This is a genomic window from Massilia violaceinigra, from assembly GCF_002752675.1.
In the GTDB taxonomy this organism is placed as follows: Bacteria; Pseudomonadota; Gammaproteobacteria; order Burkholderiales; family Burkholderiaceae_D; genus Telluria_A; species Telluria_A violaceinigra.
This window is the reverse complement of the sequence record NZ_CP024608.1, coordinates 6,331,909-6,353,333: the sequence shown is the minus strand read 5'-3', so window position 1 is coordinate 6,353,333 and position 21,425 is coordinate 6,331,909. Positions and strand designations below refer to the sequence as shown.

The following is a 21,425-nucleotide window of genomic DNA, read 5'->3' as shown; positions in this document are numbered from 1 at the left end:
GGGGGCGCTGGCACTTACGGCAAGGCCATCCGTGTCTGTCGCCGGTTTTACAATCAGCGCGTCACCGCGCCAGCTGGCCTTTGATGGCCGCCGTCGTTGTGGCGGTCGCCACCGCCGCCACCGGCGCGCCCGGACGTGGCTGGGGGGCGGCCGGCGGCACCACGATATGGTCATTCAAGCGCAAGAACTTGAACCCCGCCAGCTTTTGTCCATTCTTGCCACTGCGCTCCTCGCGCGCCGCCGTCCGCGCAAAAAATGCCTCGAAGCTTTCTTCGCGTACCTGCGGCTCGGCCGAGTTCAGGAAATTGCGCTGCCCGCTGGCATCCACCACGATGAAGCCGACGTGCGAGGCCCAGAACTTGCCCCCGCGCGTGGATATCACGTTGACCAGGTCGCCATCCTGCAATTGCCCGACCACGCTTGCCACCTTGTCCTTGGTCACATACGCTTCCTGACTGAGCTGCACGGGAATATTGCTGGCCGTGTTATGCCGCATCTTGAGAAAAGCCGTGCGGTCGATCTTCATGTCATACACCGGGCCATCGGGTCCGGCCAGCAGCACGCTGACGTCGGACACCAGCCAGGCATTATTGATATTCCAGTCCACCTCGGTGTAATGATTGCGCGTTGCCACGCCGATCACGCCATCCTTGTAGCGGATGCGCTGCAGCATCCAGAAAAATTCTTCCCACGACTGGCTCAGCGCCATCGCGTACGTGTGCTCGGCGAACACCACGCAGTCGCTCGCCTGCAGGCTGAACATCGGCAAGTTGTCGTGCAGCTCATAGGGATACTCGCCCAACAGATTGAGCACATACGGCTGGCCGATATTCTTGCGTCCGATCGCGGCAATGCGCTTGCGCAGGTCCGGTTCGGCGGTATGCATATAAGCGATGTAACGCCCGACTTCGGCCGGCGTCATCTGATAAATCTGCTTGCGCTGCAAGGTGGCGAGGTCGAACGGCGCTGCGGCAGGGGCCAGCGGCGCCGCAGCGACAGGCTCGGGTATTGGCAGCGCCACCGGTGCCGGTGCAGCCGGCGGCGGTGCCACGGCAACCGGCGCCACGACAGGGGGAGCGGGTGGCGCGCTTGCGCAACCAGCCAGGACGGCACTGAGCAAAACGAGGGGAGCAAGACGCATTGGAAACCAATATTGAACGCTAAAGCGACACGCTAACCTCTGGCACGGTGTTTGACAATGGAAATGTGTTGCGCGAACACAAGGAAATTGCAGGCTTGCCGATCCGGCATTGCCCACTTTGATAGATGAAATGACACCAGCGATGTCGTGGCCCGCCTGTCATTGTCGGAACACGGCTGCGCAACATGGGGCAAGCCGATGCCACAACGAAAAAGCCCGGCAAAGAACGGAAACACGCTAGAGAGCGCTCAACTAGCGCTCAGGTCTGCCTTGCATGTCGCTGATGGCTTCGATACGTTGGAGTGACCATCCAGGCGCACCGAACGACGTCGTCATTGCAGATGGAAATAACACAAAGGAATTATCATGGGAAATATCCGTAATGACCGTCGTATCACGCGGTGGCCGAATGGCGTCGTGCCATATTCCATCGACGCTGCAATCAGCCAGATCGGGCGCCAACAGATCACCACGGCGATGGCGCACTGGAGCAATGTGGCGCCGGTGCGCTTCGTGGAACATACAGACGAAAACGACGTCCTCATTTTCAATGTCAGGAACGACGAATGCTTTTCCGCGGTGGGCCGCGTCGGAGGGCGGCAGATGGTGGGATGCGAATTTCCCATCACGCCCGTCGTGCCGGAGGGTTCATGGCTGGCCTTCGAACGCCAGGGCGACACGCAGGTCGATTGCGTCTTCGTCGGCACCGATGGCGCCGTTTACGTGATGTGGAGGCAATCAGCTCGACGCCGTGTTCGTGGAGCGCCATGGCGTCGTGAACGTGATGTGGGTGATCGGCGGCGGAGCGTGGCAAGGACCGGCGGGACTGACGCCTCCCGACACCGCCCCACCGGGTGCGCCAGTGACCTTGCACCATCAGGTCGATGGCAATCAGCTCGACGCCGTGTTCGTGGACCGCAATGGCGTCGTGAGCGTGATGTGGGTCATCGGCGGTGGCACGTGGCAAGGGCCGGTGGGACTGACGCCGCCCAACACCGCACCAGCCGGCGCGCCAGTGGCCTTGCATTATCAGGTCGATGCCAATCAGCTCGACGCCGTGTTCGTGGACCGCAATGGCGTCGTGAACGTGATGTGGGTGATCGGCGGTGGTGCGTGGCAAGGACCGGCCGGACTGACGCCCACCGACACCGCGCGGCCGGGTACGCCAGTGGCCCTGCATTATCAGGGCAGCACGAATCAGCTCGACGCGCTCTTCGTGGACGGTAATGGCGTCGTGAAGGTAATGTGGGTCCACGGCGGTGGTGCGTGGCAAGGACCGGTCGGCATCAGCTGACACCGCGTGGCGCAGACAGCGGGGCGGCAAAAGCCTGAATCGACTCGCACGATCATGCGCGTCGCCCGCCAGACCTGGCATCACCATGGCGCGGATGAGGCGACCAATGGCGTCCCGCGCCGTTCATTGCAGCGCAGCGATAGCGCAGCCGGTAACAGTGCGTCATCGCGTGGCGCCTTCAGGTACGGGCGCTCTGTGATTCGCCGCCACGATCTTGATGCTAATTTTCGCGCAAGTGTGCGGCAACGAACGGTTGAGTTGCCGCCCAGCCCTTAAGATGAAGCTGTGTGAGTGAGGGGCCAGCGGCAAAGTCCAAAGGTGACACCTCCTCAGCAGGTTAGCCGGTCGCCTCGAGGATCGGCACCAATTCTTCATGCCTGCGCCAAGTATCGCGCTGGCCTTGATCAACAGAACGACGCGGAGGTCATCATGCCTGCCATTATCCAGCCACCCAAGCACCTCGTGCGCGAATACCTTCAGCGCCGCTCGTGTGATCCCAAACCGCCGCCATCGCCGGAAGAAATCCGGCGCGAGCTTGGATGGTCTTTGCTGCTTCCAGGCTTCAAGCTGGCCCAGCGCCGCAGCTGACCTCCTCCTGTCCTACAAGAATCTTGCACTTTGTCCTATTTTTTCTGTAGCACCGCTCTACCATAATCCTAAAAACATCAACACAGGAGTCTCACATGACAAATCGAATCGGTAACAAAGACGAAGCCCAGCATCGTGGCAAAGCCGAGAAAAAAGACATCAAGCGCACCAACATCGCGCGTGAAGCCATCAAGAAAGCAATCGCCGCTTCCAAGTACCGCAACCAGGTCCGCAATCAGCCAGCGCCAGAGGCATTCCTGCCACCTGCCTGATCGCCGCCTGACCGCAGCACCGACAACCCGCACCGGCAACGCTGCGGGTTTTTTGTTGTCCGTCACTCATCAAGTACAATCCGCCGGCACGCCAGTGCAAATTTGTTAATTTTGCAGCTTAAACCGGAGCAAGTCGATGAGCAAGTCCCCCCAGCGCCATGCGCTGTTGATGTTTTTAACGGCCACGTTGGTATTGTCCGCGTGCAGTGACAAGTCCAAGGAAGTTGCGTCGGAAAATACGGAGGCGGCCGAGACCGCCGTCGAGGAAGTGGCCGACAATGAACCGGCATTGCCGACAGCCGACTACTTCGCACCCATCCTGGCCACGGCCGAGGGCACGTACAGCGAGTGCGAGGCGATCGGTAGGGGGGCTGCAGCGGGTTTGAAGGCCGGTGGGTCGGCCGTGGTCGCTGCGAATGGCAAGGTCAGCGGTGCCGGTATCGCCGGAGAATTGACGGCGGACATGGAAGTCCTGTTGGTGCGCCAGCGCGAGGGAAACGCTGCCCCGACGCTGGCGATGACGGTCCAGAATGACAAATTCATGCTCTCGCTGATGGAGCACGATGACGGAAAAAAACAAGCCGGGTTCGGGATTCCACCCAACATGACTCAGTGCAAGGTCACCAAACCGATCAAACTGTCCAGCCAGAGTCTGTACGCCTCGTATGCCTACCTGATGGATGCCAAGACCACGATCAAGTGCCTCAACAGCGGTACGTTCAGCTTCGACGACGTCGCCTATCAGGTGGCGAAAGGCGTGTTGAAGATCGGTGATGAGACTTATGATCTGAACACACTGAAGATGGAAACGGTGAACATTGGCAGCGACAAGCGTATGTCCTACCTTGGACAGACACCGGACGAAAGATCGATCATGGTCTTTCTGGACCCGCAGGGTAAGGTGAGCAATCTCCAGGTGAACGGCAAGGGCGACAAGGCGTTCGCGTGCGACGTCAGCCCGTAAGCCACACCGGTGCCGCCGCTCACGCAGGCTGCCGCAAGGCCGCCCGTGTGACCGCGATCAGGCGCGCACTGAGCCGCTCCAGCTTGGGCGACTGAACCCGCCACGCATGCCAGTACAGCATCACGTCGGTCGGCTTGCCGGGCGCCAGGTCGATCAGCGTGCCATTGTCGATGTCGTCGCCAAACTGCTGTTCCGGCACCATGCCATACCCCAGCCCCAGCCGCACAGCATGCGTGAATGCGTCGCTCGACGGAATGTAGTGGCAGGGATAGCTCCCGGCCGGCAATCCCAGCTCGCGCAGCAGAAATGCCGACTGCAAGGCATCCTTGCGGTCGAACACCATCAGCGGTGCGCGCCGCGCCGCCTCGCGCTGCAAGCCGTCGGGAAACCAGCGCGCCACGAACGCGGGCGTGGCAAGCAGGCGGTAGCGCATCGCGCCCAGCCGCTCCACCGTGCAGCCGCGCATCGGCTGCGCTTCGCTCGACACCCCGGCCAGCGCCGATCCCTGCGACAACAAGGTATAGGTGTGATCCTGGTCGTCCAGCGCGATGTCGAGCAGGATCTGTTCCTCGATCAGGAACGACGCCAGTCCCGGCAGCAGCCAGGTGGCCAGGGTATCGTTGTTGACGGCCAGGGCGATCGTCAGCGGATGCGCATCGCTGTCGGCCGATTCGGCCAGGAATTCGGCCTCCAGCAGCCGGCTGCGGCGCAGGTATTGCACCAGGCGCTGGCCGGCCGGGGTCGCGCGGCAGGGCTTGCTTCGGATCAGCAGCGGCGTGCCCAGTTCGTTCTCCATGGCGCTGACCCGTTGCGATACGGCCGACGGCGTGAGGTGGAGCAGGGCGGCGGCCTGCTCGAAACTGCCGCTGTCGATGACGGCCAGCAGCGCTTCCCCTTTGCGCGCATCGAGCATACGCCTCTCCTAGATTAGAAACATTCAATTATACGTAATTGGATTAAATCTGCTTCACCTGCGGGTTTCTCTGCTGCAAACTTCCAGCTCATCCAGCTACCGCCAGGAGTGTGCATGTCCTACGTATCCCCTTTTTTCAACGGCCTCGTCTTGTGTTCCGGGCTGATCGTCGCCATCGGATCGCAGAACGCGCACGTCCTGCGCACCGGCCTCAAGCGCGAACACGTGGGTCTGACCGTGGCTGCCTGCATCGTCATCGATGCCGTGCTGATCGGGCTTGGCGTGGCCGGCGTCGGGACCCTGGTGCAATCGTCGCCGCTGCTCCTGGGTGCGGCGCGCTGGGGCGGGGCGGCGTTTCTGCTCTGGTACGGCCTGCGCAGCTGGCGCGCCGTGTTCGCGAGCGCCGCGCTGACGGTGGCGCCCGAGGCTGCCCGCACCGGCGCGCGCCAGGCCCTGGTCAGCGTGGTGGCGCTGTCGCTGCTCAATCCGCATGTCTATCTCGATACGGTGGTGCTGCTCGGTGCCATCGGCGGCAACTTTACTCCGCCAGAACGCCCGGCCTTTGCGCTGGGGGCGATGAGCGCTTCGGCCGTGTGGTTCTGCGCGCTCGGTTATGGCGCCACGCGGCTGTCCGGCCTGTTTGCCCGTCCCGCCGCGTGGAAGTGGATCGACGGTCTGACCGGCACCATGATGCTGGCGCTGTCCGCCTCGATTGCCTTCGGCGCCTGACGGCCGGCAGCGTCATTCACCGGCCGCCATACGCCATTCGCCGAAATCCGCTGGGCATCGCCGCCGCGCCGTTGTATCGTTGCGCCTGAACTGACTACAGGAGCAAACGTGTCCAATAAATCCTCTTACGAGTGGCGCAAGCAATTGATGTGGGGCTTGCTGCTGATCGGCTTCGGCACCATCGTCCTGCTCGAGCAGATGGACGTGATTCACGTCGACGGCCTTTGGCATTACGCACCGCTGGTGCTGACGGTCATGGGCCTGAACAAAATGATCGGCTTTCCGACCGCGAAAGACTTCACCACCGGGCTGTGGATGGTGTTCCTGAGCCTGTGGCTGCTGTCCACGTTCGAAAACCTGTTCGGACTGACCTTCAGCAACGGCTGGCCGATCCCGGTCATTTTCTGCGGCGTCACCATGATCCTCGAACCGTTCATCGAACGCCGCCTCGCGCCCGAGCAGGAGACCCACGATGAAAAATGATCCCCGCACCTCCGGCGTGCCCAACCAGGTCTGGATTGGCCTGGCGGTGATCGGCTTCGGCTTGCTGTTCCTGCTCGATAACCTGAACATCATCGACCGCCACCGCGTACTGTACTTCTGGCCGGTGCTGGTCGTCATCGCCGGACTGGTCAAGTTTGCCGGCGCCGAATCGCGCCACGAACGCCTGGTGTTCGGCCTGATCGCCGCCGCCGGCGCCGTCCTCACCCTCAACCGGCTCGGCTACGGTTACTTTTTCAACGTCCGCACCCTGTGGCCGGTGCTGATCATCTTGTTCGGCATCGGTGTGATCCACAAAGCCATGCGCAAGCGCGTCGCGCCGCCGGGCACACCGCTCAAGGCCGGCGGCGCGGCCGCGCCGGATGCCGACGCCGATGCCGACTCAGTCGTCGACATCACGGCCATTCTGGGCGCCTTCCAGCGTCGCATCAGCACCCCGGCCTTTCGCGGCGGCAACGTCAGCGCCATCATGGGCGACTGCGTGCTGGACCTGCGCGAATCGTCCATCGTCGGCGAGGCCGAACTGAATGTGTTCGCCGTCATGGGCGGCATCACCATCAAGTGCCCGCCTGACTGGAGCATCGTGCTCGAAGGGGTGCCGATTCTCGGCGGCTTCGAGGAAAAAACCTCGCCCGCGCCAGGCACCGGCAAGCGCCTCACCATCCGGGGCTACGCGATCATGGGTGGCGTGGAAGTGCGCAACTGATGCAGGGGCCGTTTTCCACGCGGCGCGGCGCGGGCCTGTACCTGCTCGCGTGGCTGCTGCTGGCGATTGTGTTCGCGGGCCTGATCGTGGCCGCCACCGGCGCCGCGTGGACCAACGGCTTGCTCTTTGCTGTACCGGTGACGCTGGTATATGCCTGTGCCACCGGCTTTTCCAGCTATTACCTGTGCCGCGCCTATCCGCTGGGCGAACGCAGCGCCATCTCCGTGCTGCTGGTCTTTTTCGTGGCATCGCTATTTGCCGGTTTGCTGTGGACCATGCTGTGCGCCGGGTGGAACAGCGCCTGCGAATCGCTTGGCCTGCTCTGGGCCGGCGTTCCCATGACCGCCCCCTTACAGGCGATGATCGTTGGCCTGGGGGTGATTTTGTACGCGATGGCCGCGGTGGCGCACTACCTGGCGCTCGAATTCCAACGCGCGCGCGCTGCCGAACGGCGCGGACTCGAAGCGGCGCTGATGGCGCAGGACGCCGAGCTGCGCATGCTGCGCACCCAGATCGATCCGCACTTTCTGTTCAACAGCCTCAATTCGATCAGCGCACTCACGTCCATCGACCCTGCCCGCGCGCGCGACATGACCTTGCGCCTTGCGGACTTTTTCCGTCACAGCCTGGGACTGGAAGCGAACCGCAAAGTTACCCTGGAAGCGGAAGTGACGTTGGTGATGCACTTCATCGCCATCGAAAAAGTGCGCTTCGGCGCGCGCCTGAACGTCGAGCAGGCCATCGACGCCGGCGCGCTCGATTGCCTGCTGCCGCCAATGATCCTGCAGCCGCTGGTCGAAAACGCGGTCAAGCATGGCATCGCCAACCTGACCGGCGGCGGCACCATCCGCATCGCGGCGCAGCGCGCCGGCTCGGTCCTGAAAATCGTCGTGGAAAATGACATCGACGACGATCCGCCGGTCGCAGGAAAGGGGATTGGACTGGCCAACGTACGCCAGCGCCTCGCCGTCGCCTACGGCCACGAGGCCGGCATCCACTGGACGCGCGAGGCGCGCCTGTTCCGGGTCGCGCTGTCGCTGCCCGCCCTTACGAAAGAACTGGAACCATCATGCGCGTCATAATCGTCGACGATGAAGACCTCGCGCGCGCTCTGGTGCGCGAGTTTTTGGGTAAGCATGCCGATATCGACATCGTGGCCGAATGCGCGAACGGCTTCGACGCTGTCAAGGCCATTACCGAACTGGAACCGGACCTGGTTTTCCTCGATATCCAGATGCCCAAGCTGAATGGTTTCGAGGTCGTGGAACTGGCCGGCGCCAAGGCACGCTATATATTTGTTACCGCTTTCGACCAGTACGCGCTCAAGGCCTTCGATATCCACGCCGTCGACTACCTGCTCAAACCCTTCAGCCAGCAGCGCCTCGACGCCGCGCTGGCGCATGCGCGCACCAGTGTCGCCAAAGTCGGGGTCGACGCCGTGCTGCGCGAGGCCGCGCAGCGCAGCAAGCCGCTGGAGCGGGTCCTGATTCGCGACGGAGCGCGCGTCCACATCATCGCCGCCGGCCAGATCGACTATATCGAAGCGCAGGATGACTACGTGCGCATCAGCGCGGAAGGCAAGCATTATCTGAAAAACCAGCGCCTGTCGGAACTCGAAAGCCAGCTCGATCCGGCCCTCTTCGTGCGCATCCACCGTTCCCGGCTGCTCAACCTCGGCGCCATCGAGCGCATCGAGCAGGGCAGGGACAGCCACACCGCGATCCTCAGGGACGGCACCCGCCTGCCGGTCAGCCGCAGCGGCTACCAGAAGGTCAGGGCGCTGATCGGCTGAGCCCCCGTCGTTCCTGGCATTGCCAGAAACGACTTCCCGCCTCTCCAGGGACTGGCCGCTCGATTCGATGGCGTTAGGCTCAGCGGTTTCTGACCATAAACTTCAAAACCGTCATTCCCGCGCAGCCTCCAGTTTCTCAGAAACTCCTCCAGTTCCTTGGAACGAGCCAAGTCCAGATGAAAATGCCGATGATTTAAGCTCCGTCATTCCCGCGCAGGCGGGAATCCAAGGTTTCTCAGTTACGCGGGGGAAATTGGATTCCCGCCTGCGCGGGAAAGACGGTTTTGAAGTTTGTGGTCAGAATAACGCTGAGCCTAACGCCATCGAGTCCAGAGGCCAGCTCCTGGAGAGGCGGGAATCCAATTCCGTAGCGCAGTTGCAGGCGCCTCATTGAACTTGGATTCCCGCCGAGTGCCGCCTTGGCGCGGGAAGTCATTTCTGCCAATGGCAGGAATGACGGAGCTTGCGTTATCGGAATTTACCCCTGGACTTGCCTTGTTCCACGGAATTGGAGGAGTTTCTTAGAAACTGGGACCTGCGCAGAAACGACGAGGGTGAATTTTCAAGTCAACGCAATGCGGCTCTGGTCCACATGCCACCAGCGCGGCAGCAGTGCGCGCACCTCGGGCTGGGCGAAACGGTCGTCGATCAGGTACACCACGCCGCGGTCGCCCTCGGTGCGGATCACGCGGCCGGCTGCCTGCACCACCTTCTGCATGCCCGGATACAGATAGGTGTAGTCGTAGCCAGCACCGAACGTCGCCTGCATGCGCTGGCGTATCTGCTCATTGACCGGATTCATTTGCGGCAGCCCGAGCGTGGCGATGAAGGCGCCGATCAGGCGCGCACCCGGCAGGTCGATGCCTTCGCCGAAGGAGCCGCCCAGCACCGCAAAGCCGACCCCGCGGCTCTCGAGCGTGAAGCGTCCCAGAAAAGCGTCGCGCTCCGTTTCGGCCATGCGGCGCGGCTGGCGGAACACGGGAATGTCGGGAAAATCGCGTTCCACGCGGTCGGCCACCTGGTCGAGGTAATCGAAGCTGCTGAAAAACGCCAGGTAATTGCCCGGTTCCTGCGCGTACTGGCGCGCGATCAGCGCCGCAATCGGCTCCACCGATCTGGCGCGGTGGGTAAAGCGCGTGGAGATGTCGCGCACCACATGCACGCTTAACTGATCGGCCACGAAGGGCGAGTCGATGTCGACCCAGGCCGTGTCCGGCGGCAGGCCAAGCGCATCGCTGTAATAGTTCCAGGGACTGAGCGTGGCCGAAAACAGGGCCGTCGCGTGGGCCAGCGCAAAGCGCGGTTTCAGAAACGGCGCCGGCACGATGTTGCGGATCGCGAGCGTGGATGCGTGCGCACCATCGCGCGTGCAGTCGACCATGGAGTGCTCGGCAAAGGTCTCGGCCAGCCGGGCGAAGTGCAGGGCGTTGAAGTAAAAGCGCTGCAGGTCCGGCTCCATCGGCCCCGGGTTCGCCGCCAAAAAATCGGTGATCGCGCTCGATGCGCCCTGCAGCGCATCGAGCAGCTTCTCGGGGGGCGCGTCAAGCACCTCGTAGTCCGCGCCATCCTTGGACGGCCAGCTGCGGCCCACCTTGTCGAGCGCCTTTTTCAGGTGCGCCGGTGCTACCGCGCGTGCGGCCCGCAACGCGCCGCGTTCCAGGTCGGCCGAATACATCTTGCGCGCGCGCGACACCATGTTGTGCGCCTCGTCCACCAGCACGCTGACCCGCCACTGGTTGGCCAGCGCGAGCCCGTACAGCATCGCGCCCATGTCGAAGTAGTAGTTGTAGTCGCCCACCACCACGTCGCTCCAGCGCGCCATTTCGCTGCCCAGGTAGTACGGGCACACCTGGTGCGCCAGCGCGACTTCGCGCAGGCCTTCGCGGTCGAGCAGCGTTACCTCGCGCGCCGCGCTGCGCGCCGCGGGCAGCCGGTCGTAGAAGCCCTTGGCCAGTGGGCAGGAGTCGCCGTGACAGGCTTTGTCGGGATGCTCGCACGCCTTGTCGCGCGCGACCAGTTCGAGTACGCGCAGCGGCATGCCGGGCGCGCTGCGCTTGATCGCCTGCGCCGCGTCGAGCGCCAGCTTGCGCCCGGGGGTTTTGGCTGCGAGGTAAAACACCTTGTCCAGGCGATGCAGCGGCGCCGCTTTGAGCACCGGGAACAGGGTGCCGACGGTCTTGCCGATGCCGGTCGGGGCCTGCGCCAGCACGCAGCGCGCGCTGCTGTTGGCGCGGAAGATGGTTTCGGCCAAGTCGCGCTGGCCTGGACGAAAATCCGGATGCGGGAACCGCAGCGCGCCCAGCGCCGCGTCGCGCGCTGCGCGGTGCGCCAGTTCCTGCGCGGCCCACGCCACGAAGCGCTCGCACTGTTCGGCGAACATCGTGCGCAGGTCGACGGCGCTGCGGGTTTCGCGCAGCACGGTTTCGGTCTGCTTGCCGATGTCGAAATACACCAGGGCCAGCGACACCTCGTCCAGACCGAGCTGCGCGCACAGCAGGTGCCCGTACACGCGCACCTGCGCCCAGTGCAGGTGGCGGTGGTTGGCCGGCATCCGCTCAAGGTCGCCGCGGTAAGTCTTGATTTCTTCGATCAGGTTCTGGGCCGGATCGTAGCCGTCGGCCCGTCCGCGCACCAGCAGCGGGCCGTATTCGCCGGACAGGCTGACCTCTTTCTGGTAGCCCGGGCCGCGCCGCTCGGCCACCATGGCATGGCCGGTGATGCCTTCCTGGGCCGTGGGCGAGGGCGTGAAGCGCAGATCGAGGTCGCCCTGCTTGGCTGAAAATTCGCACAGGGCGCGCACCGCCACAACGTAGCTCACGCGCGCCTCACGAACACGGCTGCGCCCACTGCAGGTAGCATACCGAAATGGGCATCTGGTGCGCGGCGCAGTATTCGATCCAGCGCAGCTGGTTGTCCTGCAGGCGGTCGCCCGGGCCCTTCACTTCGATCATGTTGTAGCGCCGCTCGACGGGCCAGAACTGGATCAGGTCGGGGAAGCCGTTGCGGTTGGCCTTGATGTCGAGCAGGATGCGCTCGCACCATTTTTTCAGGTGCAGTGCGGGGATGCAGGCCAGCGCCATGTCCAGCAGTTCGGCGCTGAGCGCTTCCCACGCCACGAACGGCGACTGGATACCGCGCTTGCTGTCGTAGTTGGCGCGGATCGTGTCCTGGTAGCGGCCGTCGTCGAGCTGGTCGAGGCAGGCGCGGAACTCGCGCTCGCGCCGGCGGTAAAAATCGGCGCTGTGCAGGTCGGCCGGGCCGCGGTGGAACGGGTGGAAAAACGCCCCGGGAATGGCGCTGAAGATCGGGCGCCAGCACAGCAGGCCGAACAGGGAATTGATCAGCGCATTCTCGACGTAGTACACGGGCGCGTCGGCGCGCGCCAGGTGGTCGCGCACGATGCCTTCGACCCACCAGCCGGGTTCAGGCGGCATCGGCAGGCTCAGGTCGAGCCGCGCGACGAACGGATTGCGGCGCGACGGCAGCGGCTGGTGACCGAGTTTGCGGCGCAGGCGCGGCGCGATGCGCAGCAGTTGCTGGCGCTCGGCGTCGCTTTCGGGGGCGGCCTGGGCCCGTTCGAGCAGCGCATGCGCCTCGGCATGGCGCTCGTGCTTTTCCAGTACGCGGATGGCGCGCGCCCGCGCACCGGGATAGTTGCAGCAGGCGTAGAGCTCGAACGCCTGGCCCCAGTCTTTTTGCTTTTCCACATGCTGGGCGATCTGGAACATCAGCCGTTCGCGCCGGCTGTCGATCCATTCGTTGTCGAATTGGTCGCGCGGCAGGCTGGCCAGCACCTCGGGCAGGGCGTCGCCGGCGCGAAAGCGCTCCTTGCACTGGTGTAGCGCCAGGTAGTCGTCGACATCGCGCCGGGTGCGAAATCCGCGCGAGGAGGCCGAAAACTCGACCTTTTCGTACTGGAAGAAGCCGAGGTCGGACAGCACGAATTCGGTCCAGTCCTGGCGCAGGTTGCCGAAGAAGATCAGGCGCAGGCGGTCGCACAGGGCCTTGACGGGGATGCTGTAGACGGTGTCGGGCGAATCGCGGTACCACGCCGAAAACGCGCGGGCATCGCCGAACGCCTCGCGCAGGGCGGCCAGCTGCTCGGCCTTGCGCGCGTTTTTCTCGTGCAGGGACAGGCTGAAAATGGTCCCGATTTCGGCCTTGAGCAGCAGCTCGAACAGTTCGTCGAGCGTGATCACCGGGTCGCACTGGACCCAGCCGGTGGGCAGCAGGTGGCGCGCGGCCTCGACCGCGCAGCCGATTTCCGCATAATTCAGCTTGCTCGCGCGGAAGACCATGCCCTTGCGCATGACCATGCGCACCAGCAGCGCGCGCGATGCTTGCGGCAGCGACGGGAACGTGGCGATGAACGCTTGCTCCTCATCGGTGAGCAAGTCGCTGTAACGCCCGGCAATCCATTCCAATACCTGATGGAAGTTGTCCAGGTAGTAGAACTCATTCTCAAGAACTTTGCGCATCGCACTGCGGGCAATCGACCGATACCTGTAATTATGTACAGTATATCGTCAGTGACCGTCAAACCCCAGCAAAATCGGTTCGCGTGCGTCTGGCCGTGGTTTTCAGGGTTTGCTCAGGTAGTGCCGGCGCGACAGCGTCTGCCGGGACGCCATCACCGGCACCGGTTGGCCCAGGTAGCGCCGCGGCAGGCTGGCGAAGGAGAACAGGGTGTCGAGCGCACCGGTGTCGGCATGCCGGGCTTGCTGCACCGGGCTGGCGGCAGCGGAGGCCGACACCCTGCGCTTCACCGGGGCTGGTGCGGATGTCTTGCGCGCGGCCTTGCGCGCCGCCACGCTGTTCGCGGCCTGCGGATGTGCCGTTTTTCCCGCCTTCAAGGCGGCATGCTTGAGCGTCGCGGCGGCCAGCTTGCCGCGTTCGCGTACCTTGACGCTCGTTTTGACCACCGCGGCCGGCCGCGCCTGGACCATCGCCGGGGCAGGGCGCGCCTCGGCGGGCGTGAGCAGTACCAGCGGTGGAATCGGCCCGGAGGCAACCACCGGCCGCTTGGGCGCATCGTCCTTTTCATCGATGATCACCACCGGCTTGCCCTTGGCCGGCTCGGGCGCGGCTTTGCCGGCGGCGGCGATCTTGAGCGCATGGGGCGAGCTGATGTTTTCCTGGGTGAGCATGGCCAGCATTGCAATCAGGATCATGATCGTCACCACCGCCACCGAGGCGAAGACGATGCGCAGATGGCGGCTCCTTGCCTCGCTGCCGGCGGCGAAGCTGCGCCCGACAGCGGCATAGGCTCGCTGCTCGATATCGTAGGCCCGCCGGGTGCTCAGGCGCTGGTCGGACACGGTGTTGGAATTGCTGTTTTGGGCGGGAATGGACACGGACAACTCCTGGAGGTGAGAACACGGACATTCCGATTAGAAACAATTCTGGTCGGAATGCTTCTGATATTTGTCGTGCTTTCGGGTCCAGCGGCCATGCCCTTTGAGCTGCATCAAACGTCGGCAGATTTTGCAACACTGTGAAGGGAACCAATAGTGGCTTGATCAAGCGCAACCGATGGTTGCGTCGCTGATCCAATAATGGTGTTTGCACGCACATGCCGCGGCGCAGGGCGCGGCACCACCAGGAGAACACATTGAGAAATTTTGCACACAAGGCGGTCGACCGCCTCGCCACACGCAAGCGCATTACCTTGCTGGTGCTGGTTTTGGTGGTATGCGGGGGCGTTGTGGCCTGACGCGCTGCCGGACAAAAAAACCGTCGTTACCGCAAGTGCGGCAACGACGGTTTTTTTATTGACAGGCCGGAATGAGGTTAGTTACGCCGCGTTCTTTTCCGCCGGCGCCACCTGGGCGGTGGCCTTGGCAATCTGGTCTTCCACCACCTGCACCGCCTGGCGCGTTGCCTTGGTTACCTGTTCGTAGCCCTGGAACGCATTGTCGATCGCGGTCTTGATGATTTCCACCGCATTTTCGCTGCCGGGCTTGACGTTCTGCGTCACGTCGTAGATCAGCGCCGTGAGGGTGCTTTTGGCTTCGGCGATATGGGCATCGGCGGCCTGCGTGAATTCGCTGTGGATGTCGTCGATGATCACCTTGAGCTGTTCGCCGTACACCACCGCGCCCGCCATCGGCTTGGCGTGGGCCGCCGCCACGTCCATCGCCGCTTTCGGGTCCTTGGCCTGGCTCATTTCCTTGCCCATGGCCATGGTGCCTTGCACCGAATTTTTTGCAGTCGTCATGTTCAGCGAGACAACCTGTTCCACGCCCTGTACCGCTTTGCTGGTCAGGGCGTTAAAGGTCATCATCTGGAGTTCAAAAAGCGTCTTGGTGGCGGATGCAAATTGTTCGGGATTCGTAAACATTGACTTCTCCTCAGTTGGAATGGATGCAACGGACAGCTTTCAGTCTTCTCCTCTGTGTTTTTTTACCTATCATTTGGCTATTATTTAGCAATAAGCAACTTCATGCAATGGCTATCTCGATAGGGGCCGCCGGCTTTTTCCCAGCCGGGTCCGAGCGGCGTCTGGTGACAGACCAGTTTGCCGTCGGCCTTGCTGCGCCAGGTGAACCAGGGTGCGGGCGCGGCAAGCAGCGCTGCGCAGGCGCAGGCGAGCAGGGCGGTTACACCGAGTTTGCGGAAAGTTATCATATGCCAGAGCGAGCATAGTCTCTTCGCGCCGCAAGTCAAGCGTGCCGCGTGCCGGACCCGGCCGTCAGTCGCTGTCCTGCCTGCTCATGGCGGGTGCGATCACAGGCAGGCGCAGGCGGAAGGTGGAACCTTTGTCCAGTTCGCTATCGAGTTCGATGGTGCCGCCCAGCACGCCGCTGACGATGTTGTGCACCACATGCAGTCCCAGTCCCAGTCCCGATCCGCCCGAGCCGAGCCTGGTGGTAACGAAGGGATCGTACACGCGCGGCAGCAGCGGCGGGGCGATGCCGGCGCCATTGTCGGCGACCGACACGACCACGCTCGCCTCCGGCCCGGCGCTCGCGCCGATCACGATGGTGCCGCGCGCATCGTCGGCAAAAGCATGCACCAGGCAATTGTCCACCAGATGGGTCAGCACTTCCAGTTCCTGCAGGTGGTCGCGGTGCCGGGACAGTTCCGCTTCGCGCCGCGTGCGTTCGATGGCAATCGCCGCCAGGTGGGTCGCCACGCCGATCAGGCGCAGCTCGTCCTGGCCGGGGGCGCGCACATCGCGGTAATACATGGTGAAGGAGCCGAGGATCCGGTCCCGGTCGAGGCGGATCGGGGTCGACCAGCATGCCCGCAAGCCATGCGGCGCGATCAGCGCGCGGTAATCGTCCCACAGGGGAGCGCTCATCACGTCGGTGACGATCACCGTTTCCCCGCGGTAGATGGCGGTGCCGCAGGAACCCGCGCTGGGCCCGATCATGGCGCCGTCGAGCGCGGCCAGGTAGTCCGCCGGCAGGCTGGGGCCGGATGCCGGATGAACCGTCACGCTGTCGTCGTCGAGCAGCATCACCGAGCACAGCACGCCGTCGCACTGGCGCTCGATCAGCAGCATCAGGCTGTCGAGAATGTCCTTGAGCGGGGCGCCGCGCGCGATCATGTCGAGCAGGCGATTCTGGCCGCGCCGCAGTTCCTCGTCGAGAACGCGGCGCGTGACGTCGACAAAGCGCGCGTGCACCAGGTGCGCGTGCGGCGGCGGCAGCGGCAGCCGCCGCACTTCGCACCTCATCTCGCGCCCGTCGGCGGGGAGAAAATGGGCCTCGAACAGGACCGCCTGGCCGGCCAGCGCGCGTTCGATCTGCGTGGCCAGCAGCTGCGCCGACGCTTGCCCGTCCGGCTGGCATGGCGGGCACAATTCGACGAATGCGCGCGTCAGCAGCATCTGTTCGCTCATGCCGAACAGCTCGTACGCACCGTGATTGGCATCGACCAGGCAGCCGCTGGCCACGTCGATGAGGATGACATTATCGGGCAAGCGCGCGAGCATGGCGCGGTAGTTGACATGCAATTCGGCGCTCTCGCGCGCATCGGGCGGCGGAACGGGGACGTTGCTGCACTCGGTTTCGGACGGCGACTTCACCATACAGACCCAGACCATGGCATCCGGACAGACTGTCAGTGTAGTCAAGCCGCGCCGCCAGCGCAAATGTCAGCGCGGCGCGCGCAGGTAGTGTGCGGCGACCAGTTCGAGCAGCTTGTCGACATTCGCTTCCGAGCGGTTGGTCAGCACCACCACCGCCAGGCCATCGTCGACGAAGCGCGTGCCTTGCGTGGTAAAGCCCTGCCACGCGCCATCGTGCCAGAGCGAGCGCCGCTCCAGGGTCGGCGACGTCTCCCAGCCGAAGCCATAGGGCACCGTGCTGCCATTCTTGAGCGTGGGGGGCGTCCACATGGCTTGCTTGATTGCCGCGCCCAGCAGCTGGTCGCCATCGAGCGCGATATGCCACTTGGCCAGGTCGCGCACGGTCAGGTACAAGCTCCCGTCGGCGGTGGTGTTGAGCGTGGGCGACACCCATTGCTGGTTCTTGAATTCGCCCTTGACCACGTCATAGCCGGCGGCGCGGTGCGGCACGATGTCGCGTTCGCTGATGACGCGCGCCTGCATGCCCGCCGGTGCAAAGATGCGCTCGCGCAGCTGCTCGCCGTAAAACTTGCCGCCAACCCGGGTGCACAGGATGCCCAGCAACTGGTAGCCGAAATTACTGTAAGCCCATTTCGTGCCCGGCGCCCACTGCAGCGGCAGCGTACTGCCCGCGCGTTGCAACTGCGTATCGGTGTAATCCTGGTTCATCTTGAGGATGTCGTCCGGATCGCGCAAGCCGGCGGTGTGATTGAGCAAATGGCGCACCGTGATCTTTTTCCAGGCCGGCGGCGTGCCCGCAAGGTGGCGCGAGATGGGATCGTCGAGCCGCAGTTTGCCGTCCGCGGCCAGCAGCAAGACCAGCGCGGCGGTAAATTGCTTGCCGACCGAGCCGGATTGGAACACGGTGTCGGGCGTGACGGCAACCTGGTGCTCCAGGTTGGCCATGCCGTAACCGGCTTGCTTGATGACTTGGCCGTTCTTGATGACGGCAATGCTGGCGCCGGGAATCTGCTGGCGCGCGATTTCGGCGTTGACGATATCGTCGACGGGGTCGGCGCGCACGGCGCCGGACAAGGCAAACACGGCAACGGCCAACAGGGGGCCGAGAAAACGAGAGCGCATGGCGTCTTTCTGAATGAAGCATCTGTGCGCTGCATGAAAGCGGCCGCACAACGCAAAACGCCGCAGCCTTTATGCAAGGACTGCGGCGCTTGTGGAATTTTGCGGGAATATGCTAACCCGGTAGAGTGGTGCCCACGGAGGGACTCGAACCCCCACACCTCGCGGCACATGGACCTGAACCATGCGCGTCTACCAATTCCGCCACGTGGGCACTGATACAGCTACTACAACAGTTACTACCGACTACTTGGTACTCTCGGAAAACATCTTCCAGGGAGTGGTGCCCACGGAGGGACTCGAACCCCCACACCTCGCGGCACATGGACCTGAACCATGCGCGTCTACCAATTCCGCCACGTGGGCATTGATACAGCTGCTACAACAACTACTTTGCTACTTGGTACTCTTAGGAAAAACTCTTCCATGGAGTGGTGCCCACGGAGGGACTCGAACCCCCACACCTCGCGGCACATGGACCTGAACCATGCGCGTCTACCAATTCCGCCACGTGGGCATTGTGTTGCCTGCTTCTTTACTGCAAACCGGCGTTGCCGCCGACTTCTGCTATCATACTCGCTTTCGGAGTTTTGCGCCAGACTAACTTTCGTTACTCTTTTTGCTCCACACCATGCGAATATGCTGCTTTTTTCTTCCGCCTCGACGTTACGTTTCCGCGAAAGACCAAAATTATAGCCGAAGATTTGGAAATGTCACAGCCCTGGCCGAAGAATCTTTCAAAGCACGCTTCGTTAGGCGAATCGGACCGTACTCCGTTACACTACGCCTATCACCGTGTCAATAATCACTGTGTCAGCTATCCGGTCAGGCATTTCCCGTGAGCGCTGCCAAAAACAAATATAGAAAACCATTTGAACCAAATTACTCATACCATTCCCAGCCGCGAGGACATTCTCGGCATTTTCCGCAACGCGGGCACGACGCTTGATCTTGAAGCCATCGCGCGCACGCTCAAGGTCAAGCCAGCCGCGCTGGAGGTGTTAACCAGGCGCTTGAATGCCATGCAGCGCGACGGCCAGATTCATGCCGACGCCGATGGCAATTACGCCCTGGCCGACCATTCCGGCTTTATCGCCGGTAAGGTCAGCGCGCACCGCGACGGTTTCGGCTTCGTCATTCCCGACGAACCGGGCGAAGACCTGTTCCTGTCCGACAAAGAGATGCAGAAAGTTCTGCATGGCGACCGTGTACTCGCCAAAGTCACAGGAACCGATCGCCGCGGCCGCCTTGAAGGCACCATCGTCGAAGTCGTCACGCGCGGAAACAGTCATGTGATCGGCCGCCTGCTCAACGAGAACGGCGTCTGGATCGTCGCTCCCGAAGACAAGCGCATCGGCCAGGACATCCTGGTTGCCGGTTCGCCGGGCAAGGCCAAGGCAGGGCAGATCGTCAGCGTCGAGCTGAGCGAGCAGCCGTCGCGCTTCAAGCAGCCGGCCGGCCGCGTGGTCGAAGTGCTCGGCGACCTGGACGATCCCGGCATGGAAATCGAAATTGCCGTGCGCAAGTTCGGCGTGCCGCATATCTTTTCCGCCGCCGCGCTCAAATCGGCTGCCAAGCTGCCCGGCGAAGTACGCGAAGCCGACCTGCAAGACCGGGTCGACCTGCGCGATGTGCCGCTGGTCACCATCGACGGCGAAGACGCGCGCGACTTCGACGATGCGGTGTACTGCGAGCCGGTCAAGGTCGGCAAGGCCAACTGCTTCCGCCTGATCGTGGCCATTGCCGACGTCAGCCACTATGTCAAGCCGAACGATGCGCTCGACGCCGATGCGCTCGAACGCAGCACTTCGGTGTATTTCCCGCGCCGCGTGATTCCCATGCTGCCCGAGAAGCTCTCGAACGGCCTGTGTTCGCTGAACCCGGCCGTCGACCGCCTCACGCTGGTGTGCGACGCCGTCATTTCGGACAAGGGCGAGATCAAGGCTTACCAGTTCTATCCGGCCGTGATCCACTCGGCTGCGCGCCTGACCTATAACGAAGTGGCCGATATCCTCGGCAACACCGCCGGTCCCGAAGCGGCGCGCCGCCCGGCCATCGTGCCGCACCTGCTCAATCTGTACGATGTGTACCACGCGCTGCACAAGGCGCGCCAGGTACGCGGTGCGATCGACTTCGAAACCACCGAAACCTATATCGTCTGCAATGCGCTGGGCAAGATCGAAAAGATCATTCCGCGCACCCGCAACGATGCGCACAAGGTGATCGAGGAATGCATGCTGGCCGCCAACGTCTGCGCGGCCGACCTCCTGATCCGCCACAAGCATCCGGGCACCTACCGCATCCACGCTTCGCCGACCAAGGAAAAGCTCACGCAAGTGCGCACCTTCCTCAAGCAGGTCGGCTTGAATCTGAACGGCGGCGACAAGCCGACCGCCAACGATTACGCCGAACTGATGAAGCAGATCAAGGACCGTCCGGACGCGTCGCTGCTGCAAACCATGCTGCTGCGTTCGATGCAGCAAGCGGTCTACAGCCCCGACAATATCGGCCACTTCGGCCTGGCGTACGAGGCCTATGCCCACTTCACCAGCCCGATCCGCCGCTATCCCGACTTGCTGACGCACCGCGCCATCAAGGCGATCCTGCTCGGTAAAAAATATGAGCCGAAGGGCATCGACCTGACCGGTTTGAATTCGACCGTGTCGAACGCCGCGCGCAAGCAGCAGGCCAAGGACAAGGCGGACGGCAAGCAAAAGAACGAAAAAGACCTGACCATCTGGGATGCCCTGGGCGTGCACTGCTCGGCCAACGAGCGCCGCGCCGACGAAGCCTCGCGCGACGTCGAAGCCTGGCTCAAGTGCTACTTCATCAAGGACAAGCTCGGTGAAGAATTCACCGGCGTGGTCTCGGGCGTGACCACCTTCGGCATCTTCGTGCAGCTCGACGCGCTGTTCGTCGAAGGCCTGGTGCACATCACCGAACTGGGTACCGATTACTTCCAGTACGACGACGCGCGCCACGAACTGCGCGGCGAACGCACCGGCAAGCGCTACCAGCTGACCGACCGCGTGACGGTGCAAGTCTCGCGCGTCGATCTGGAAGCGCGCAAGATCGACCTGGTGCTCGCTGGTAGCAGCGTGCAGGCCGATAGCGGCGCGGGCAAGCCGAAAAGCGCCGCGCACAAGGCGCTCGATGCCAAGCCGGCCAAGTCGGGCAAGTCGGGCCGCACGTCGGGCGGCGGCGCGGGTAATACGCCATCGCGCTACGAACTCGACGAGAGCGTCGGCGCCGAAGCATCGGGCAGCAAGCCAAAACGCAGCAAGTCCGGTTCGACGGCCAGCAAGGCGCCGAGCCGTTCCGCAAAACCAGCAGCAAAATCAACAAGCAAATCGAACAAGAGCAAGCGATAA

At 63.2% G+C, this 21,425-nt stretch carries 19 protein-coding genes, 3 tRNA genes and 1 pseudogene; 11 read left to right on the top strand and 12 right to left on the bottom strand.

Annotation, left to right across the window (positions count from 1 at the left end; translation table 11 throughout):
* Positions 1-61: 61 nt before the first annotated feature.
* Entirely contained in the window at positions 62-1,141 is a 1,080-nt protein-coding gene (locus CR152_RS27275) for an N-acetylmuramoyl-L-alanine amidase-like domain-containing protein (RefSeq protein ID WP_099880240.1), read from the bottom strand.
* 366 nt (positions 1,142-1,507) lie between these two features.
* Between CR152_RS27275 and CR152_RS35120 the strand changes: the two are divergent.
* The 5 genes and pseudogenes from CR152_RS35120 to CR152_RS27265 form a co-directional block, all read left to right on the top strand.
* Positions 1,508-1,738 (top strand): annotated as a pseudogene (locus CR152_RS35120) (M12 family metallopeptidase); the annotation flags it as partial.
* A gap of 184 nt (positions 1,739-1,922) precedes the next feature.
* Positions 1,923-2,435 (top strand): hypothetical protein, encoded by a 513-nt coding sequence (locus CR152_RS34440; RefSeq protein WP_229413650.1) that lies wholly within the window; start codon positions 1,923-1,925, stop codon positions 2,433-2,435.
* 429 nt (positions 2,436-2,864) lie between these two features.
* Positions 2,865-3,023: a hypothetical protein gene (locus tag CR152_RS33695; protein WP_167399957.1), complete on the top strand. Its 159-nt coding sequence runs from the start codon at positions 2,865-2,867 to the stop codon at positions 3,021-3,023.
* A 95-nt stretch (positions 3,024-3,118) separates the two neighbouring features.
* Complete coding sequence (locus CR152_RS33690) at positions 3,119-3,295, top strand: hypothetical protein (RefSeq protein ID WP_167399956.1); 177 nt, start codon at positions 3,119-3,121, stop codon at positions 3,293-3,295.
* A gap of 136 nt (positions 3,296-3,431) precedes the next feature.
* Positions 3,432-4,259, top strand: a complete 828-nt coding sequence (locus tag CR152_RS27265) for a hypothetical protein (protein ID WP_099880237.1) — start codon at positions 3,432-3,434, stop codon at positions 4,257-4,259.
* Positions 4,260-4,278: 19 nt separating this feature from the next.
* Here CR152_RS27265 and CR152_RS27260 read toward each other — a convergent pair whose 3' ends face one another.
* Complete coding sequence (locus CR152_RS27260) at positions 4,279-5,172, bottom strand: LysR family transcriptional regulator ArgP (protein ID WP_099880236.1); 894 nt, start codon at positions 5,170-5,172, stop codon at positions 4,279-4,281.
* Between the two features lie 114 nt (positions 5,173-5,286).
* On the opposite strand from CR152_RS27260, the gene CR152_RS27255 reads away from it, so the two are divergent.
* The 5 genes from CR152_RS27255 to CR152_RS27235 all read left to right on the top strand — a co-directional run bounded on the left by CR152_RS27255 (position 5,287) and on the right by CR152_RS27235 (position 8,900).
* Positions 5,287-5,901: a LysE/ArgO family amino acid transporter gene (locus tag CR152_RS27255; RefSeq protein WP_099880234.1), complete on the top strand. Its 615-nt coding sequence runs from the start codon at positions 5,287-5,289 to the stop codon at positions 5,899-5,901.
* 108 nt (positions 5,902-6,009) lie between these two features.
* Positions 6,010-6,384 (top strand): LiaF transmembrane domain-containing protein, encoded by a 375-nt coding sequence (locus CR152_RS27250; RefSeq protein WP_099880232.1) that lies wholly within the window; start codon positions 6,010-6,012, stop codon positions 6,382-6,384.
* On the top strand, positions 6,374-7,108 hold the full coding sequence (locus CR152_RS27245; protein ID WP_099880230.1) for a LiaI-LiaF-like domain-containing protein: 735 nt from the start codon (positions 6,374-6,376) through the stop codon (positions 7,106-7,108). The genes CR152_RS27250 and CR152_RS27245 overlap by 11 nt, the downstream gene beginning before the upstream one ends.
* A complete protein-coding gene (locus tag CR152_RS27240) occupies positions 7,108-8,190 on the top strand; it encodes a sensor histidine kinase (protein ID WP_099880228.1) in 1,083 nt (360 codons plus the stop codon). Before CR152_RS27245 ends, CR152_RS27240 begins: the two co-directional genes overlap by 1 nt.
* Entirely contained in the window at positions 8,178-8,900 is a 723-nt protein-coding gene (locus CR152_RS27235; RefSeq protein WP_099880226.1) for a LytR/AlgR family response regulator transcription factor, read from the top strand. The genes CR152_RS27240 and CR152_RS27235 overlap by 13 nt, the downstream gene beginning before the upstream one ends.
* 562 nt (positions 8,901-9,462) lie before the next feature.
* Here CR152_RS27235 and CR152_RS27230 read toward each other — a convergent pair.
* The 10 genes from CR152_RS27230 to CR152_RS27185 form a co-directional block, all read right to left on the bottom strand.
* Positions 9,463-11,718 (bottom strand): ATP-dependent DNA helicase, encoded by a 2,256-nt coding sequence (locus CR152_RS27230; protein WP_099880224.1) that lies wholly within the window; start codon positions 11,716-11,718, stop codon positions 9,463-9,465.
* Between the two features lie 7 nt (positions 11,719-11,725).
* Entirely contained in the window at positions 11,726-13,378 is a 1,653-nt protein-coding gene (locus CR152_RS27225) for a VRR-NUC domain-containing protein (RefSeq protein WP_099880222.1), read from the bottom strand.
* Positions 13,379-13,480: 102 nt separating this feature from the next.
* On the bottom strand, positions 13,481-14,254 hold the full coding sequence (locus CR152_RS27220) for a hypothetical protein (RefSeq protein WP_099880220.1): 774 nt from the start codon (positions 14,252-14,254) through the stop codon (positions 13,481-13,483).
* A gap of 440 nt (positions 14,255-14,694) precedes the next feature.
* A complete protein-coding gene (gene phaP / locus CR152_RS27215; RefSeq protein WP_099880219.1) occupies positions 14,695-15,240 on the bottom strand; it encodes a TIGR01841 family phasin in 546 nt (181 codons plus the stop codon).
* A gap of 80 nt (positions 15,241-15,320) precedes the next feature.
* Positions 15,321-15,527 (bottom strand): hypothetical protein, encoded by a 207-nt coding sequence (locus CR152_RS27210; RefSeq protein ID WP_099880217.1) that lies wholly within the window; start codon positions 15,525-15,527, stop codon positions 15,321-15,323.
* Positions 15,528-15,591: 64 nt separating this feature from the next.
* Positions 15,592-16,980: an ATP-binding protein gene (locus tag CR152_RS27205; RefSeq protein ID WP_229413649.1), complete on the bottom strand. Its 1,389-nt coding sequence runs from the start codon at positions 16,978-16,980 to the stop codon at positions 15,592-15,594.
* 21 nt (positions 16,981-17,001) lie between these two features.
* Positions 17,002-18,057 (bottom strand): serine hydrolase domain-containing protein, encoded by a 1,056-nt coding sequence (locus tag CR152_RS27200; RefSeq protein WP_099880215.1) that lies wholly within the window; start codon positions 18,055-18,057, stop codon positions 17,002-17,004.
* A 126-nt stretch (positions 18,058-18,183) separates the two neighbouring features.
* A tRNA-Leu gene (locus tag CR152_RS27195) sits at positions 18,184-18,268 on the bottom strand.
* A gap of 67 nt (positions 18,269-18,335) precedes the next feature.
* A tRNA-Leu gene (locus CR152_RS27190) sits at positions 18,336-18,420 on the bottom strand.
* 66 nt (positions 18,421-18,486) lie between these two features.
* A tRNA-Leu gene (locus CR152_RS27185) sits at positions 18,487-18,571 on the bottom strand.
* A 355-nt stretch (positions 18,572-18,926) separates the two neighbouring features.
* Here CR152_RS27185 and rnr point away from each other — a divergent pair.
* Positions 18,927-21,425 (top strand): ribonuclease R, encoded by a 2,499-nt coding sequence (gene rnr / locus CR152_RS27180; protein ID WP_099880213.1) that lies wholly within the window; start codon positions 18,927-18,929, stop codon positions 21,423-21,425.

Coding starts and splice junctions, on each gene's coding strand:
- CR152_RS27275 (WP_099880240.1), bottom strand. CDS start 1,141: ATGCGTCTTGCTCCCCTCGTTTTGCTCAGTGCCGTCCTGGCTGGTTGC.
- CR152_RS33695 (WP_167399957.1), top strand. CDS start 2,865: ATGCCTGCCATTATCCAGCCACCCAAGCACCTCGTGCGCGAATACCTT.
- CR152_RS33690 (WP_167399956.1), top strand. CDS start 3,119: ATGACAAATCGAATCGGTAACAAAGACGAAGCCCAGCATCGTGGCAAA.
- CR152_RS27265 (WP_099880237.1), top strand. CDS start 3,432: ATGAGCAAGTCCCCCCAGCGCCATGCGCTGTTGATGTTTTTAACGGCC.
- CR152_RS27260 (WP_099880236.1), bottom strand. CDS start 5,172: ATGCTCGATGCGCGCAAAGGGGAAGCGCTGCTGGCCGTCATCGACAGC.
- CR152_RS27255 (WP_099880234.1), top strand. CDS start 5,287: ATGTCCTACGTATCCCCTTTTTTCAACGGCCTCGTCTTGTGTTCCGGG.
- CR152_RS27245 (WP_099880230.1), top strand. CDS start 6,374: ATGAAAAATGATCCCCGCACCTCCGGCGTGCCCAACCAGGTCTGGATT.
- CR152_RS27240 (WP_099880228.1), top strand. CDS start 7,108: ATGCAGGGGCCGTTTTCCACGCGGCGCGGCGCGGGCCTGTACCTGCTC.
- CR152_RS27235 (WP_099880226.1), top strand. CDS start 8,178: ATGCGCGTCATAATCGTCGACGATGAAGACCTCGCGCGCGCTCTGGTG.
- CR152_RS27225 (WP_099880222.1), bottom strand. CDS start 13,378: ATGCGCAAAGTTCTTGAGAATGAGTTCTACTACCTGGACAACTTCCAT.
- phaP (WP_099880219.1), bottom strand. CDS start 15,240: ATGTTTACGAATCCCGAACAATTTGCATCCGCCACCAAGACGCTTTTT.
- CR152_RS27210 (WP_099880217.1), bottom strand. CDS start 15,527: ATGATAACTTTCCGCAAACTCGGTGTAACCGCCCTGCTCGCCTGCGCC.
- CR152_RS27200 (WP_099880215.1), bottom strand. CDS start 18,057: ATGCGCTCTCGTTTTCTCGGCCCCCTGTTGGCCGTTGCCGTGTTTGCC.